The 15885-nt window shown below is 35.6% G+C and carries 16 protein-coding genes; 12 read left to right on the forward strand and 4 right to left on the reverse strand.

Annotation, left to right across the window (positions count from 1 at the left end; translation table 11 throughout):
* Window positions 1–3: 3 nt before the first annotated feature.
* From ADM33_RS07410 to ADM33_RS07455, 10 genes are all read left to right on the forward strand, one after another.
* The gene (locus tag ADM33_RS07410; protein WP_049504192.1) at window positions 4–2070 is read left to right on the forward strand and encodes a hypothetical protein; all 2067 of its coding nucleotides are present in this window, start codon (window positions 4–6) and stop codon (window positions 2068–2070) included.
* Window positions 2070–3164, forward strand: a complete 1095-nt coding sequence (locus ADM33_RS07415) for a phage tail tip lysozyme (RefSeq protein WP_049504227.1) — start codon at window positions 2070–2072, stop codon at window positions 3162–3164. The genes ADM33_RS07410 and ADM33_RS07415 overlap by 1 nt, the downstream gene beginning before the upstream one ends.
* A gap of 15 nt (window positions 3165–3179) precedes the next feature.
* Entirely contained in the window at window positions 3180–4052 is an 873-nt protein-coding gene (locus tag ADM33_RS07420; protein ID WP_049504194.1) for an LPXTG cell wall anchor domain-containing protein, read from the forward strand.
* 61 nt (window positions 4053–4113) lie between these two features.
* Window positions 4114–4431: a hypothetical protein gene (locus ADM33_RS07425; RefSeq protein ID WP_049504196.1), complete on the forward strand. Its 318-nt coding sequence runs from the start codon at window positions 4114–4116 to the stop codon at window positions 4429–4431.
* A gap of 49 nt (window positions 4432–4480) precedes the next feature.
* Window positions 4481–4732: a hypothetical protein gene (locus tag ADM33_RS07430; protein ID WP_000588738.1), complete on the forward strand. Its 252-nt coding sequence runs from the start codon at window positions 4481–4483 to the stop codon at window positions 4730–4732.
* Complete coding sequence (locus tag ADM33_RS07435) at window positions 4725–4970, forward strand: DUF4160 domain-containing protein (protein WP_049504197.1); 246 nt, start codon at window positions 4725–4727, stop codon at window positions 4968–4970. The genes ADM33_RS07430 and ADM33_RS07435 overlap by 8 nt, the downstream gene beginning before the upstream one ends.
* A 57-nt stretch (window positions 4971–5027) precedes the next feature.
* The gene (locus tag ADM33_RS07440; protein ID WP_049504199.1) at window positions 5028–5363 is read left to right on the forward strand and encodes a DUF771 domain-containing protein; all 336 of its coding nucleotides are present in this window, start codon (window positions 5028–5030) and stop codon (window positions 5361–5363) included.
* 37 nt (window positions 5364–5400) lie between these two features.
* Complete coding sequence (locus ADM33_RS07445) at window positions 5401–6534, forward strand: site-specific integrase (RefSeq protein ID WP_049504200.1); 1134 nt, start codon at window positions 5401–5403, stop codon at window positions 6532–6534.
* Between the two features lie 181 nt (window positions 6535–6715).
* The gene (locus ADM33_RS07450; RefSeq protein WP_049504202.1) at window positions 6716–7579 is read left to right on the forward strand and encodes a DUF6287 domain-containing protein; all 864 of its coding nucleotides are present in this window, start codon (window positions 6716–6718) and stop codon (window positions 7577–7579) included.
* Between the two features lie 175 nt (window positions 7580–7754).
* Window positions 7755–8060 carry a hypothetical protein gene (locus ADM33_RS07455; protein ID WP_049504204.1) on the forward strand — a complete coding sequence of 102 codons (306 nt, stop codon included), beginning with the start codon at window positions 7755–7757 and terminating at the stop codon, window positions 8058–8060.
* A gap of 46 nt (window positions 8061–8106) precedes the next feature.
* On the opposite strand, the gene ADM33_RS07460 is transcribed toward ADM33_RS07455, so the two are convergent.
* Both ADM33_RS07460 and ADM33_RS07465 read right to left on the reverse strand, forming a co-directional pair.
* Window positions 8107–9768, reverse strand: a complete 1662-nt coding sequence (locus tag ADM33_RS07460; RefSeq protein ID WP_049504229.1) for an N-acetylmuramoyl-L-alanine amidase — start codon at window positions 9766–9768, stop codon at window positions 8107–8109.
* A gap of 118 nt (window positions 9769–9886) precedes the next feature.
* Complete coding sequence (locus tag ADM33_RS07465) at window positions 9887–10240, reverse strand: DUF3397 domain-containing protein (RefSeq protein ID WP_060955976.1); 354 nt, start codon at window positions 10238–10240, stop codon at window positions 9887–9889.
* A 251-nt stretch (window positions 10241–10491) separates the two neighbouring features.
* Between ADM33_RS07465 and ADM33_RS07470 the strand changes: the two genes are divergently transcribed.
* The gene (locus ADM33_RS07470; protein WP_045763826.1) at window positions 10492–11742 is read left to right on the forward strand and encodes a dicarboxylate/amino acid:cation symporter; all 1251 of its coding nucleotides are present in this window, start codon (window positions 10492–10494) and stop codon (window positions 11740–11742) included.
* A gap of 14 nt (window positions 11743–11756) precedes the next feature.
* Window positions 11757–12698: an ATP-grasp domain-containing protein gene (locus tag ADM33_RS07475; RefSeq protein ID WP_049504206.1), complete on the forward strand. Its 942-nt coding sequence runs from the start codon at window positions 11757–11759 to the stop codon at window positions 12696–12698.
* 227 nt (window positions 12699–12925) lie between these two features.
* Here ADM33_RS07475 and ADM33_RS07480 read toward each other — a convergent pair whose 3' ends face one another.
* Window positions 12926–13789: a YihY/virulence factor BrkB family protein gene (locus tag ADM33_RS07480; protein ID WP_049504208.1), complete on the reverse strand. Its 864-nt coding sequence runs from the start codon at window positions 13787–13789 to the stop codon at window positions 12926–12928.
* 31 nt (window positions 13790–13820) lie between these two features.
* Window positions 13821–15875 carry a cation:proton antiporter gene (locus ADM33_RS07485; protein WP_049504209.1) on the reverse strand — a complete coding sequence of 685 codons (2055 nt, stop codon included), beginning with the start codon at window positions 15873–15875 and terminating at the stop codon, window positions 13821–13823.
* Between the last annotated feature and the right edge of the window lie 10 nt (window positions 15876–15885).

Below are 15885 nucleotides of genomic sequence, written 5' to 3' on the forward strand. Positions count from 1 at the left end.
AAAATGAGAAGGAATATTTTATTAGGATTTATTTTGTCTATATTTTTCTTTCCTTTTGTAGCTAGTGCTACTGAGCCAATTTTATCGAATAATAATTTTAATATTATTGAGTTTGATAAAAATACAAATACTCCAAAATTAACCGATCCTGCTGAAAATGCAAAAAAAATACTGGATAATGCCAAAAAGGCAAAAGAAACACAAGATGTCTTAAAGAAAAAAGAAGAAGAATCAAGTAAATTGACTTTTGAAAATTATAAGTCCAAAATGTCTGATTTGACTAGTAAGGTTTATTTTGATAAGAAATTTTTTGGATTTGATTCAAATATGAATTATTTCTTCAATTCGATTGTGCAAGCTGTATTTTGGGTATCAAAATTTATCTTTTGGATTATTGCTGGTATTTATGGTGCAGTTGATGGAATGAGTGATATAACTTCTTTATTGAATAATACGATAGACAATTCTAGTAAAGTATTTTCTTCTCTATTCAGTAAAGAAGTTGTTTATGTTGTTGGTGCTAGTATGGCAGTTTATCTATTGTATTTGTTTGCGACTGGTAAGGGTAGTGTGATGAAATCATTTATTAAAATGGTACTGATCTATACTCTTATTGGTTTATATTTTATAAGATTCAATGTGGACGGTCAAAATAAATATTTATTGGCTCACTTATATGATGGATTTAGAACAACAACAATTACGCTTAATGGCGAGATAACAAAAACTCTGACTTCAGAAAGTTCCAATGAGATTGATGCTTATTTTAATGATACTATTATCAAGGCTTATAAGTATATGAACTCTCCAGTAAAGGAAGATGGTTCATTTCAACTATCTGATAAGGAATTTGAAGATTTAGCTGGATATAAGCAGGGTGATGGAGATCATCTTGTCGGTGAGAAAAAAATTAAGGATATTGCCAAAGACAAAGATCCTGAAAATAAGATGTTGAAAAATGAGTGGGGAGCAAAATTTAGCTATGCTTTTGCTTCACTGGTTGATGTAATTGTAGTTGGTAGTGTTTATCTTGTTTTAGGATTATCACGATTTTTCTTTTTAATGGTTTATATCTTTTTAATTTTGATATTGCCATTTATTTTATTGATCAGTCTATTTCCAAAGATGGAACATTTGATTCATGGATTCAATAAAAAAGCTATATCTATGTTGATTTTATCATCTGTAACATTATTAGCTACAACATTGTTTGTATTCTTCTATAATTCTTTAACAGATTTCATTGGCTATGCAGTTGGTGAAAATGTATTAGTTGTGATATTTGTAAAAGCGATATTGTTAGTTTTAATGATTAAGAATAGAGCAATGATTTTATCTATGTTCTCACGAATTGGGCGTTTGCCTGTTAGTCGAATGAATGGACTTAATCTGAATAAAGGAACTAAAACGATTCGAGAGAAATTGTATAGGACAGGTAAAGACGGATTAGTAGTTAGTGGTCAGTTTGCAAAAGGTGGTTTGAAGATGGGGAAAGAAAGTCTACAAGCTCGTCTTAAAAATTTAAGCTCGCCAACTAATAACCTGGATAAAAAACAAGGATTGGCTAAAGAACAGGTATCTGATACTAACGAAAATGAAACTTATAGTAGAGTTAGAGATGGTTATGCGACTGTCAAACATAGAACAACAGGTACGGTTAATGCTCTGAAAGAAAAAGGAAATAGAGCGATGTCTTTCCTTTATGAAGTCCGTACAAATGCGTTTAGAAATCAAGAATCGAATAAGTTTATAGACTTAAATTCAAAAAGAAAATCTTTTGGAACAAAGGCAGATTATCATGAGAAAATGAAAAATAGTTCTCGTAATGAGGTGAAACGTTTGAGAGAAAAACGTTTGGCCAGAAAGAAAGCAGAATTTCAAGCCAAGGTAGACAAGAGAATGAATCAAGTGAATCCTTTGAATAAAGTTTCACCTCAAAAACCAAAGATTAATTCTCCGAAAAGTAAAAGAATGAAAGGAGGTAAGATTAGTAGTTTAAAGAAAAAGGGAAGAGATAAAAAAGTAGAACTTCCAAATGTAAATATTGAAAGAAAGAGGGGTAGGAAGTGATAGCTAAAAAATACGCAAAGATTTTTGGTTCTATAATTGCGACAATTCTACCCTTATTTCTAATCTTGATTCTGATGATTGGATTTGTAGGTGTTGCTTCAGGTAGTCCATCTGATAGTACGACTGGAAAGAGAACACGTTTAACAGCACAAGAAGTAGCTCAAAAAGCGAATATATCGGTGGAACGTGCAGAAGATGTCATTAAGATTCTTAACTGGCAACTATCTAAAGAGAAATTTACTTTAGAGGGTGCTAGTGGTTCTCTTGCAAATGCTGAAAGAGAAAGTGGATTTGATCCTAAACTAACGAATCCTTCAGGTGGAGTTGCTGGATATTTCCAATGGTCAGGTTGGGATAATACTATCAATGGTGATAGATGGAGAAATGCAAGTTCTCGTACTTTGGATAGTACAGTAGAGCTGGAACTAATGAGCTATGAATTAAATCATGGCTATAAAAAAGTCAAAGATTATATGCAAAAGGCAACTGATCCTTTTGAAAGTGCCAAGTATTGGTCTGAACATTATGAAGGTGTATTGTTATCAGACGGTCAAACAAAACTAGAGAAGCTGGAAAAGGACAGTAAGAAGTGGTATGAAGTCTTTAAAGGTACGATTGAATCAGATGGTTCATCAAGTAGCAATTCAATAGCAGGTAGCGTAGATGTTCCATTTGGTCAGGTTTCGACTGAATTACCTAGTGGATTTTCGATTGATAAGGAAATAAATCAAGATGGCTATATCACTCAGTCTTATCCGTATGGTCAATGTACTTGGTATGTTTTCAATCGGGCAAAAGAATTTGGAATAAACTTTGATCCGTATATGGGAAATGGTCAGGACTGGGCACACAAGGATGGATATGAGGTGACAAATACACCGACTAAACATTCTGCTGTTTCGTTTCAAGGAGGACAAGCAGGTAGTCATGCAACTTATGGTCATGTTGCCTTTGTCGAAGATGTTAAAGATGATGGCTCGATATTGATTTCTGAATGTAATGTGATTCAACCAATGCAAGGAACAGGAATTACAGATTATCGAGTCTTTACTGCTGACCAAGCAAAAAACTTTTTATATGTAATTGGTAAATAAGAAAAGAGGAAAAAAATGAATAAAAAATTTGTAACATTGTTGTCAGTGGCTGTATTGAGTTCAGTCGCAAATGGAATTTTAGCAGACGAAATTAATTTGGGTGGAAATAGTTCAACTTCAAATGATAATTCAGGTTTAGTAGTTTCAGAAAAACCTGCAGAAGCTCCTAAGGAGTCTACAGCGCCAACAGTAAATGAAAATCTAGATTTGGGTGGAAGTGTGGATAAAAAAGAGGACAAGGATAGTACAGGAGTAGTTGTAGAGCAGATAATGCCAACAGAACAACCAAAAAAAGATAAACCATCTGAAGAACTTGGAAAAGATACTAATAAGAATCAGGAACACGATCATACAGGAGTAGTTGTGGAGCCAACAAGTCCTTCTACCAATAAATCTAAAGAAGAAAAACCTATTGAAAATGTAGGTGATGATAAACAAGTAGATCAAAAATCTTCTGATTCAACTTCGGATAAATCAAAAGAGGGAGAAGAAAATACGAAACCAAATAAAGAAGATACTCCAGAAGTGAAGGAACAAAAACAAAAGGCAGAGGATAATGTTGGAGTAAAAGAAAAAGAAGAACCTAAACCCTTGAATGTGACTAAAGAAGAAATTAAGGAAAAACCTATCGAAACAAATACAGGATATAAGATTGTAGGCACTAATAAAGGCAAAGTAGTTGTAGAAGAAAGTGAAGGTAATTATGTAGAAAAAGAGCCTTATGAAGTGGGAGCAGTCAAACAAAAAGATGGAACAATCGCTTTGAAAGATAAGGAAGGGGAACTAAAAGTTCTTCCAAATACTGGAACAGCTAGCACAATTTTTGCAACTATTTGGGGATTTGTTGGTTTAGTTGCGACATTTTTTGGAAAACGAAAAGTTAAGTAGCACAAAATTAGTCAAGGCAGGGTAAAACTTGCCTTGTTTTTTGTTGGTTTAAGGAGTTAAAATGGATCAAGTAGAATTATTAAAAATCTATGCTGTGAAGTTAGCTAGTAGGTTAGGTGAAAATCAAGAATCTATAGAGTTTATTGCTGACTCTGTAACTGATCATGGTATTGAAACTATGATAGTTGAAGTTATAAAAAATGCGAAGTTTGTTAAAGTTATTTATGATTATGAAGGGAGTCATGTTAATAAAAAATTACCAAGAAGAAATTATGCGAGTGTATCTGTGTCAGTTGAGGAAGGTTACTCTTTTGATTTTACTAGAGGAGTAGCTTATACTTATTTTCCAAATATAGAGAAGTTGTTAGAACAATTATAAAATAATTGAAAATGTGATATAATAAAAGAAAGTGAAAGGGGAATGAATCATGATTAAAGAGTTTGGTGTTACAAATCTAGAAGTCACAAAAGAAGATATTTTTAAAAATCCCAATAATCCTATTTTACGTATGTATGATGATGAAGAATTGATTGGAACTTTTAATATTCTTACAGGTGAAGTCTTAGAGGACTTGGACTTGGCTGATTATGATATTCGGTTTGCTCAAAAACAAATTGAATTGAATCGTGATAACTACCTTGAAACGTGGAAGGACTACGTGGGGTTGTTACATGCCTAAGTATTCTTTTTTGAAATATGGTATTGAGATTCGTCCGAATGAGCATAATCATAAAGGTCAGAAGGCACATATTCATATCTATATCCATGGTGAGGAAGTAGGTTCAATGTTTTTGACTGGAGAGCTTCGAGATGGTAGATTGAAATCAAAAGATATGAAGATTGTAAGGCAGTATGTTTTAGAAAATGCAGATGAACTTCAAGCTTTATGGGATGAATATCAAAAAAGTGAGTATTAAGAAAATAAATTCAAGCCAGAAATGGCTTGTTTTTTTTTGTTGTATAAGGAGTAGTAAATGAAAGAGTCGAAACAAGTATTTAATATTGAAGTTCCAATTCCTTCTAATATGGTTTTGATCAGTCGTTCCGAGTATCTAGATTTAATCCAGAAAGAAGAAATTGGTCAATGGTGGACTATTGATAAGGTTGAGGAATTATTATCTATTAGTAAAACAAAATTGGTAAATGATATTTTATTGAATCCAACAATCAAAAATGAATTAGATATTGAGCAAAATAAAGAAGGATTTGTCTTATATCCGAAAAGTAAGGGATCACCTTATAGATTTTTAGCAAGAAAAACAAGGGAATATTTTGATAAAAATTATAAAAAAATATTATTAATGTTATAATAGAATGGAGAAAGTTGCCATTCGGAAAGGGGTTAATGTGGCAAGTTATAGACAGCGCGGAAAAAACAAACTTTGGGATTATCGAATATTTGATAAGGAAGGAAAAGTTCTAGCAACAAATTCAGGTTTTAGAACAAAACGTGAGGCTATGAACGAAGCGCAGGAAAAAGAGAGGAAATTATTTCAATCAAACTATACAATCAAATTCGATAGTAAGGCTACACTGTATGAGCTTTGGCAGGATTGGTATGATTTAGTGATTCTTCCATCAGAAAAGGCAAAATCGACAAAAGAAGGCTATTCTTATAGAGGAAAGATGATGGAGAAAATCTTTTCCGACATACCTGCAGTTCAAATTAATCATAAAGAATATCAGTCTAAATTGAATGAATATGGTGAACAAGTAACTAAAGATCATGTGAGTCGATTAAATGCTGATATTCGAACAGTAGTCAATTTTAGCAAGAGAAATGGTCTAGTTTTGAATGATTTTACTGAAGGTGTAAAAATATTTGGTCTGTCTGGTAAAGATATTGATGATAAATATCTCCATAGTATTTCTGACTATAAAAGTTTGTTATCTCATCTACGGTCAAAATTTAATTATCGAGAATCGGTGATGGCTTATCTATTATACTTTTTATTTAAGACTGGATTTAGAGTTGGAGAAGGTATGGCAGTATGCTGGTCTGACATTGATTTTGAAAACAAGACCATTAAAACATATAGAAGATTTTCAGGAGATCGACAAGAGTTTACTCCCCCAAAGACGAAAACCTCTGTTAGAGAGATTCCTGTTGATGAAAAATTATTGCAAGTTCTAGAAGATTTAAAAGCAGAACAGTCTAAAGTTCTTTATGATCGTGAAGATTTGAATAAAGAAGATTTAGTTTTTTATGATAGAAGATATAGAATCCCAACAAATGCAGGTCTTAATAAATATTTAAGAGTTTGTTTATCAGAACTTGGAATTGGTAGTCAAGAAATGTCAGCAACTTCAGGTAGACATACCTACGGTTCATTTCTACTTGCAAAGGGGGTGGATATATGGATAGTAGCAAAGCTGATGGGACATAAAGATATTCAGCAAATTATTAGAACATATGGTCATGTTTTGCAAGAAGTGATCGATAAAGAGTATGATACAGTTAGGCAGTTATTGGTCGATTAAAGAAGAAAAATAAAAGCAAATTCATTGACCAAAATTTGACCAAGTGTATCAAAAGCATTGATAATACAATATTTCTGAGATATTTTCTTATCCCTGCAATCGGCATAAGAAAGAGCAATAAAATAAATATTATATTAGTTTATTAGAATCATCAATACTCATCAAAATGAGGAGGAGTATCATGAACAAGAAAGAACGGATGAAACATGTTGAGAAGACCCATGGTCGAAAAGGGACTTCATCTAGATTGGCAGAAACCCTTTCCACAATTAATAATATAAAAATGTATATCGGTCTTGCCATAACAGCTCTAGTTATAATCATTGTTGCTAGCATCTTTTTAAATTCACCTAATCTTAAGCAAGAAGCAAATCAAACTTCTTCCTCATCTAAGACTGAAGAGACGACAAAAAGTCAAGGGAAAGAGGATGATAAGGATAAGGTAAAGGAAGAAGAAATTCAAAAGCTAAAGGAGCAATTGGCTGATTTGGATACCAAGATCTCAGAATCGGAGCAGCATGTTAGTCAATTAAAAAAAGAAGCTTCTGTTCCCAAATTAGATATTGAAGCTCTCAGAAATAATGATTTTTCAAGTTTAGAGGGTACTTGGCGGACACAGTCTGGTAATGAATATATCATTAATGATTCAGGGGAAGTCCAATCTTCTTGGATATACAATGATCAAAAGCATGAGTCTATTGTTGAATTGAAAGTATCAAAAAGTCAGAATGATCGCAACCCAGAAACAGTAGCCCTTGGTGCTTGGGCAAAAGGTTCTCAGGCGGGAGGGTTTGTGGTAGTTGTTGTACCAAGTGGTGTTGTCATGGAACCTGGTGGTGATGGAAAAATAACAGACAATTCCAATCACACTGAGGATAGACTCTTTGCAGGACAACAATATGAAGGAATGTTGATGCATCCAGAAAATGTTTACTATCGTGTTAAACCAGATACGAGCCAATTAGAATCAGAAGAGAAGAATTTAGCGAAATTGAAAGCTGATCGTGATGCCATCAAATCAGCTTTAGAGTCTAAAGAAAAATGAAAAATGAATGAAAAGAAGCCAGCAATGGCTTCTTTTTTAGAAAAATTCTGACCACATAGTCTATCATGTCTGCCACATAGACAAAAGCTATTGTTTGCGATTTTTATTTCTGTTATAGTTGTAATTGTTAAAGGGAGATAAAACTTCCTAACAAAATAGAAAATGAGGTCGTATCATGAAAAAAGTAGTAGGTATCGGATTTTTAGTCGTTGCAGTAGCAGTTTTGTATTTTGGTTTTGTTGGATGGCCAAGTTTGGATGTCAATATCTGGGCCCTCTTTCCAGTAGGTTTATTCCTATTTTTTACCCTTGAGAATTTGGTGAAAAAAGATTACAAGGCCAGTCTCATGAGCTTGATTATTGCCTTTATCATCGCCAATGCCATTCTTGATATCTTGCCACTTTCAAGCGGTTTGGTTATCGGTGCTGGAGTCTTGGCTTGCGTTGGAATTGGATTTCTTTTTCCTGAAGCCAATAAGTAAGAAAAATAATACAAAAAAATCTCGAGATTTTCTCGAGATTTTTTCTTTATTGACCTGCGTAATATTTTTGAATCCCTTTTACAATACCTGCAACCAATCTGTTTTGGTAGGCATCACTGCGGACTTGTTGATTCTCATTGAAATTGTCAATATATCCCAATTCCAATAGAACGGCTGGTTTATTAGTTTCTCGAAGGACAGCAAAACTACTTCGTAGACGACCTGCATCCTTAGCACCAGTTTCAGCTAATAGTGAAGAGTGGATATCTGCCGCGAGGCGATTGCTTTCACTGATTCTGTCAGGGTGGTTATGCCAGTAAGGATTGATCTTAGAAGGATAACCAGCAGCTTCTTCATAAGAATAAGTCTGGATTCCAGCTCTGTTTGAAGCTGGATTACCACTAGCATTGAAGTGAATACTAATAAAGATATCTGAGTCAGTCTTATTAACCATTCTTGAACGTTCGGTGACATAGTCTACAAAGACATCACTGTCTCTTGAAGAAAGAACAGTATAGCCGAGTCCTTCAAGCTCCTTGCGTAGCTTTTGGTAAACTTGCATGTTCAGTTCTTTTTCGGTGATGTTATAATAAGATGCTCCAGGATCTTTACCACCATGGCCTGGATCTAGGAAGATGATATTGTTATATTTCCCCTTTTCAAACCCGTGGCTTGTAGAAGCTTCTCCAAGCCATTTTCCATCACTTTGAAATTGCTGGTCTTTCCCATCGATTTTATAGGTACCTGTAACATAGACTCCATTTTCATCTACATAGTAGCGAGCTTTATAGTAACTATCGTCAATCCATTCGCTCTTAGCCATGTAGCCACCTGCCTTGAGGTAGTATGAACCAACCCATTGACGCGCTGCATAGGTACCACCAGATTTCAAGTAGAACCAACTATCATAGTTTTTATCGAAAATCCATTCTTTTTCAGCCATAGCACCGCTAGCTTTTAGGTAGTAGCTACCTTGCCATTGGTTGTTTGCCATAGTGGCGTCTTTGTTAAAGTAGTACCAGGTCCCACTAATTTTGTCCCACTTATTTTTGATTAATTTACCAGAAGCAAGGGCATAGTACCATTGTCCATCTTGTTTTACCCAAGAACTCTCAGCCATGGCACCACTATTAGTAAACAGATAGTCGTCAAAAATCGTGTTGCTGAGCATGACACCGTCTTGATCAAAATAGTACCAGACACCACCGATCTTTTCCCATTTTTGTTGAGAAATTTTTCCATAAGCGTTAGCGTAATACCATTTTTCTTGGAGTTTACTCCAACCAGAATCGACCATGGCCCCGCTACTAGTAAGGATATATCCGTCAAAAATAGTATCGCTCAACATGATGCCATCTTTGTTGAAGTAGTACCATTTTCCGTGGATTTTTTTCCAGTTAAGAACAGGGGCATTATTTTCATAGAAGCGCCAGATGTTTTCCTCTAATACCCAACCTTCTTTTTGAACTTCTGGTGACTTGTCTTCTTCTTTCTTAGCTGGATTTGTCGTTTGATTGGCATTTGCTTCAGTTGAAGGTTCAGCTTCCTTGGCAGGAAGACTATTTTTCTCTACTTGGTCAGTAGAGGTTTCACTGTGTGTTGTTTCTACTGGGGTTGATTGTACTTTGTTTTCCTCAGCATAGCTAAGGTTGGTTGTTAGACCAAAAACTGAAAGCGTAATGGCGCTTGCCAAGAGCGTTTTTTTCACTTGATTCATCTCCTATACATTTTTTATAATCTTTTTTAAAATTTCATTAGAAAAGCCCCTCTTAGGAATATCTAGAAACCAAGATCGAGGTGTTGGTGGGCTATATTGTAATAGTTGACTATTTCATCACGAAAATTTGAACAATCATGATGATATAGATGAGCAGTGTTAGTAAAAATCCAGCTCGCCAAAAGAATTTAATAAATTTTGGATAATAAAAACTACGTTTTTTATTTAAGAAGAAAAAGACTAGCACAATTGCTAGTATTGATAAGGCCGTTCCCAATACTGGAAGTTGATTGTGTGTAAACATCTTAGCCGTAATCAAATAGTATTCAAAAATTAGAAAAGGAAAAGCTAAATCAGCAGCATTGATGCCCCTTTTCTTTAACTTAAAGAGTCTGCTTAAAATAATCGCCAGAGCTAAGGTTAGTACCAAAAGCAAGATGGAAGCAAGTTTCATTAAAATCATACCATTATTGTATCATAAAATTTTGAGAATAGAAAAGTAAATTCCTTGATTTATCACTGTTTTAGCAAAAAATCATTGATAAGAAACAGATTTTATAATTCCTGCTTGATCAGAATAAATCATGTGTTCGATACAATGGTAGTTTGTATCCTCAATATAAATCTTTTTTATGTTCACCATAGAAAATATATATTAGTCAGAAGTGAAGAATAGTAGTAGAATGAGTAGCAAATAAAACAAAGGAGTTTCTTATGAAATTAGTTACGTTATGGTCAAAACTCTCACTTGGTATCCAATTATTGGTGGCTTTGGTCTTGGGTGTGATTGCTGCAGTCATCTGGCCACAATTTGCAGGCTTTTATCAATTTTTAGGTCAAGCCTTTATTAAATTGATCAATATGGTTATCATTCCTTTAATCTTCCCAACTATCGTTGTTGCGGTAGCTGGTGTTATCGGGAAAAAATCTTTTGGGAAAATCTTGACCAAGAGTTTGGTTTACTTTTTCGTAGTAACAACTGCTATTACTCTTTTGTTTGTATTTGCTAGTTACTATTTAGGATTTGGTCAAGGAGTGAATATCGGTCAAACTGGTGGTAACCTTGATGGAATTGCCAATAATGTAAAATTTAGCGAATTTTTGCTTGGTTTTATTCCATCAAATATCGTCAAGTCTCTTTCAGAAGGTGCCCTCTTGCCAATTATCGTGTTTGCCATCTTTCTTGGTTACGGAATCGGTAATCTTAAATCAGAGAAATCTCAGAAAATTATCCAAGGTTTCCAAATCTGGATTGAAGCCATCTACAAAATTGTTGCAGTAATTATCAAATTATCACCGATTGGAATTTTTGGATTTATCGCCAAAGATGTTGCCACTACTGGCCTTGATAAATTGATTGGACTTGGTCAATTTGTAATTGGAACTTATTTGGCTTATGCTGTTTTGGTTCTTCTTATTTTCCCTTTGATTGCCGTCTTCTTTAAAGTTCCGTATTTGTCAGCCTTTCGTGAAAATTGGAGTCTCTTGACACTGGCCTTTGTTACGGGTAGTTCTAGTGTTGTCTTGCCATCACTTCTTAAAGATTTGAAAAAACAGGGGCATGACGAGCATACAATTGATTTAGTTGTTCCTTTAGGATATACTTTTAACTTAGAAGGAGCAGCGGTTTATTTCTCAGTAGCGACAATTTTTATCGCCCACGCCTATGGTATTCAATTTTCTTTATCAAGTCTCTTGTTTACTGTTTTATTGTTGACTTTGATTGGAAAAACTGCAGCAACTGTGCCATCAGGAGCTATCGTAGTTCTATTAGCTGCAGCACCTCAATTGGGCTTGCCAGTTGAAGGAGTAGCCTTGATTTTTGCAGTTGATTTCTTTGTCAATGCTGGCCGTACCATGATCAATGTTTTGGGTCAAATTTTAACAGTTAGCGTTATCGAAAAAACAGAAGGATATATTTTAGAAGAAGAAAAGGAAAGCCAATTATCAGTCAGCTTTTCTTAAGGAGTTTATAAGTAATGAGTGAAGCAAAAGTTTATGTAATCCATGAGAATCTTGAATGGACCCAGCATTTGGTCAAATGGTTGGAAGAACTAGAAGTCCCTTATGAACTATGGGATCTGTCTAGTGGGATTTTAGATTTGCAAAGCCCACCGCCGCAAGGTATCTTTTACAATCGCATGTCTGCCTCTTCTCACACAAGAGGACATCGTTATGCGCCAGAATTTACAGAGCAGGTGATTACTTGGTTAGAAGCACACGGGCGCAAAGTTGTGAATGGTACTGGTGCTATCAACCTTGAAATTAGTAAAGTCAAACAATATTTGAAGTTAAACGAATCTGGTATCGAGACTCCTGCGACAGTTGCGGTTTTAGGGCAAGAGAACATTATTGAAGCCGCAAGAAAATTGAACATCTATCCTTTGATTACCAAGCATAATCGAGCAGGTAAGGGGTTAGGCGTTCAACTCTTCCAAAATGAAGAAGAATTGGAAGCTTATGTCAATAGTCCCCTTTTTGAACCATCAGTGGACGGGATCACCTTGTTACAAGCCTACATCAAACCAAGTGATGGACGCATCCGCCGTTCAGAGTTTATCAATCAGAAGTTCCTTTATACTGTTTCAATCGATTCTTCAGATGGTTTCCAACTGTGCCCAGCAGATGGTTGCCAAATTGGCAAGAGACCAGAGCAACTGGAAACATCTGAGAAATTCCAGATTACAGAACCTCTACCAGATGACCGAAGAGAAGCTTATGAAAACTTCCTAAAAAATGCTCAGATTGAAGTTGCTGCTATTGAATGGGTTCAGTCAGAGAGAGGTGATATTTATGTTTATGATGTAAATACCAACACAAACTACAATCCTACCGCAGAAAAAAATGCCAATATTTTTGCTCACCAACATTTGGCTCACTATCTAAAAACAGAATTGCAAGCCCTAACGAATGGACAATAAAGTAACTAATTCAAAAATCCCCCAGTATTAAATGACTGGGGGATTGATTTGTTTATACTCTTCGAAAATCTCTTCAAACCACGTCAGCTTCCATCTGCAACCTCAAAATAGTATTTTGAGCTGCCTTCGTCAGTTCTATCCACAACCTCAAAACGGTGTTTTGAGCAACCTGCGGCTCGCTTCCTAGTTTGCTCTTTGATTTTCATTGAGTATTAATCGATAAAAAATTATTGCTTTGCTTTAAAGTCTGGATCCTTCAAACTTTGAACACTGGCATTGATCACTGCACCGACAATCAATAACTTGGCAATGATTATAAACCAGAACATCATGACAACAACGATGATGGAACTGAAAAATCGAACGTCTACGAGATAGTTAACATAATTGTTGAAATAAGCTGAAAAGATCGTTAATAGAGATATGAGAGTAAGAAGTACGAACAGACTTCCAGGAAGGACGTAACGAATACGACCGACTTTCACATTCGGAAGGAAATAATAGAGCATGATCAAAATTGCAAAAAGTAAGGCATAAATCAGCGGTCCTGTAAAATCCTGTAAATATGCAAATAGAGAACTTTCGGATTTCCAGTAGTTTTTTAGCAGATCCAATAACATATGACCAAACATACTTAGGAATAGGGCAAGTGCAAAGAGAATTTGAAGTCCCAAACTAACTAGGAGACTCATCAGTTGGTGTGAGATAATTCCTCTATTTTTTGCAATTCCATAGGCTTTGTTAAAGGCCTTTTGAAGGAAATTCATGGATTTTGAAAATGTCCAAAGAGCTGATATCACCGCAAAACTCAATAGTCCAGCAGATGGTTGTGTCAGCACTTCACGAGCAATCTTTGCTACTACATCATAGATCGTATCTGGTAAAAATTCCTTTAGTGTAATCAAGAAATCAGAGATTGGAATTTGAAAATAAGGCAAGATATTGACGGCTATCATAAGTAAAGGGAAGATTGAAATCAACCAATAATAAGCCACAGCTACACTGGTTAATTCAATATCTGAAACATGATAGTAGTGTAAAAAAGCTTTTAATAAAGGCCTATTAGTTAGTTGTTTCCACAACTTTTTCATTGCATAATCCTCCACAATAGTAACCTAAATCTTAATTTCTGCGAACTAATTCCATCATATCATAAGGCAGTGTGTTGGCTGATTCTTTTAGAGAATAAGTTTCTAGGTTGTTCACATTTTGTCTCAGTTTTTTAGCATACTGGGCTGAAATAAGTTTTTGTTTCTCGTATTCAAAGATAGACTTACGTTCTAGATAGTAGCCTCTCAACATTTCGTCGATATTATTGGGTTTGATACGATTGATAACCCGTTCTACAAAGGCACCACTGGTAATATGACTGGTTTCACGGAGACGCGATTCCTGCATGAAGCTGATCAGAGAACTCTTATAAATCCCTTTGAGGTTTTCTAAACTTTCGATGATGATTTCAGTGTTGGCTAGGTAGAGTTCTGCAATCTGATCATAATCGATGGCTAGTAGTCTTTGATTTCCCTTGTCTCTCCAAGAACGGAAGGTTTTTCCAAATGTGAGCAATTCATGAAGGAGAAAACGCACAATCCGGATAGAAACAAGGAAGTAGTAGGTTAGGCGAGAAGCAAAGTTTCGCTTAATATTGTTCTCCATGCTTTTCAAGTACCGTTGATAAACACGATAACCTCTTTCACTGATTTTGCCTTCTTCATAGGCCTGTTCCAAACCATCGTTCTCGATACTGAGAATCAAAAGTTTAAGAGCTTCCCAGTCTTCCTGAATTTCTTTGTTTTCTTGACTAAGAATAAGATTTTCAATACGTCCATGATAATTGTCAATAGCTGCATAGAGTGGAACCTTGTTTTTAGTATGTTCCAAATCTCTCTCTAACTCCATGGCAACATCATTTAGGATAGCGATGTGCATGAGATGATCCTTAGATGGCTCTTGCTTTTCAGAAAGATGTGGCAAGACCAATAAACCAGTAAGAAAACTGACCAGGGTTACACCAGCTACGAGGAAGAGAAGGAGCGGATATTCCTGCTCTAAGTTAGACGGTATCAAGAGGATAGTAGCAATAGAAACTGTTCCCTTAACTCCAGAAAATGTTAGAAGGAGCATATCTTTGACATACTTGTGGAGACTTTTTTGAAGTTTCTTTATTCGAAACGCGTAAAAGCCGTAAATCATCACAAAGCGGATGGCAAAGAGTAGGAAGGTTAAAAGAAAGACTGTGACGAGAAGAAGCACATTGTTATAAAAAGCACTCTTAAGAATCGGCTCCGCAATCATTTCCAGTTCCATTCCTAACAGTACGAAGACAGAACCATTGAGCATAAAGGTTACAGTGTGCCAAACGGTTTCAGTCACTGTATCCACTTGAGCTTCGAGAAGATTTATCTTTTTAAAGCGACTGGCTTTTAAAATACCAGCGACAACGACTGCGATAATTCCAGAAACGTGAATCTCTTCAGCTATGAAGAATGTTAAAAGTGGTAAACTGAGATCTAACAGAAGTTCACTGGCTATATCAGTAGCTCGAACACTGAGTAGAAAAGTATGGAGGAAACGATTGATTAAGGCTGTTATAAAGCCGACTGCAAACCCTCCAACGATGGAAATAGCTAGGGAAATTCCTGCTTGAGCGATTGAAAAGGTTCCCGTTGTCCATGCGATGAGAGCAACACGAAAGGCAATTAGCCCAGAAGCATCATTAAGGAGTCCTTCCCCTTTTAAGATATTTGAAATTCGTTTTGGAAATGTAAATCGTTCAGAAAGGGAAGCAAAGGCAACCAGGTCAGTAGGACCAAGTGCAGCTCCGACTGCAACGCAAGCAGCTAATGGTAAGCCAATCCAAAGGACATGGGCAAGGCCTCCCATACTCAATGTTGATACAAAGATAACAGGGAAAATAAGGTATAGAACAATTTTCCAGTGTTTTAATATAGAGGTTACATCTGCTTCTTGAGCCTCGCGAAAGAGGAGCGGGCCGATTACCAAAGCTAGAAACAACTCAGTGTCTAGGTGATACTGGTTATTCGGTAAGCACAGACCAATCCCAATCCCCAGCAAAATCTGAATCAGGGGCATGGGTAAAAAGGGAAGCAGTTTATTGGTCGTACTAGAAACAATGAGAACAAGTAAAAATATCAAGAGATAAAACAGTAAATCCATCTTCTACCTC

The organism is Streptococcus oralis, assembly GCF_001075875.1.
GTDB classification, from domain to species: Bacteria; Bacillota; Bacilli; order Lactobacillales; family Streptococcaceae; genus Streptococcus; species Streptococcus oralis_I.

Bases quoted from the DNA above. Each gene is read 5' to 3' on its own strand.
- ADM33_RS07410 (WP_049504192.1), top strand. From the start codon at position 4: ATGAGAAGGAATATTTTATTAGGATTTATTTTGTCTATATTTTTCTTT.
- ADM33_RS07420 (WP_049504194.1), top strand. From the start codon at position 3,180: ATGAATAAAAAATTTGTAACATTGTTGTCAGTGGCTGTATTGAGTTCA.
- ADM33_RS07425 (WP_049504196.1), top strand. From the start codon at position 4,114: ATGGATCAAGTAGAATTATTAAAAATCTATGCTGTGAAGTTAGCTAGT.
- ADM33_RS07430 (WP_000588738.1), top strand. From the start codon at position 4,481: ATGATTAAAGAGTTTGGTGTTACAAATCTAGAAGTCACAAAAGAAGAT.
- ADM33_RS07435 (WP_049504197.1), top strand. From the start codon at position 4,725: ATGCCTAAGTATTCTTTTTTGAAATATGGTATTGAGATTCGTCCGAAT.
- ADM33_RS07440 (WP_049504199.1), top strand. From the start codon at position 5,028: ATGAAAGAGTCGAAACAAGTATTTAATATTGAAGTTCCAATTCCTTCT.
- ADM33_RS07450 (WP_049504202.1), top strand. From the start codon at position 6,716: ATGAACAAGAAAGAACGGATGAAACATGTTGAGAAGACCCATGGTCGA.
- ADM33_RS07455 (WP_049504204.1), top strand. From the start codon at position 7,755: ATGAAAAAAGTAGTAGGTATCGGATTTTTAGTCGTTGCAGTAGCAGTT.
- ADM33_RS07465 (WP_060955976.1), bottom strand. From the start codon at position 10,240: ATGATTTTAATGAAACTTGCTTCCATCTTGCTTTTGGTACTAACCTTA.
- ADM33_RS07470 (WP_045763826.1), top strand. From the start codon at position 10,492: ATGAAATTAGTTACGTTATGGTCAAAACTCTCACTTGGTATCCAATTA.
- ADM33_RS07475 (WP_049504206.1), top strand. From the start codon at position 11,757: ATGAGTGAAGCAAAAGTTTATGTAATCCATGAGAATCTTGAATGGACC.
- ADM33_RS07480 (WP_049504208.1), bottom strand. From the start codon at position 13,789: ATGAAAAAGTTGTGGAAACAACTAACTAATAGGCCTTTATTAAAAGCT.
- ADM33_RS07485 (WP_049504209.1), bottom strand. From the start codon at position 15,875: ATGGATTTACTGTTTTATCTCTTGATATTTTTACTTGTTCTCATTGTT.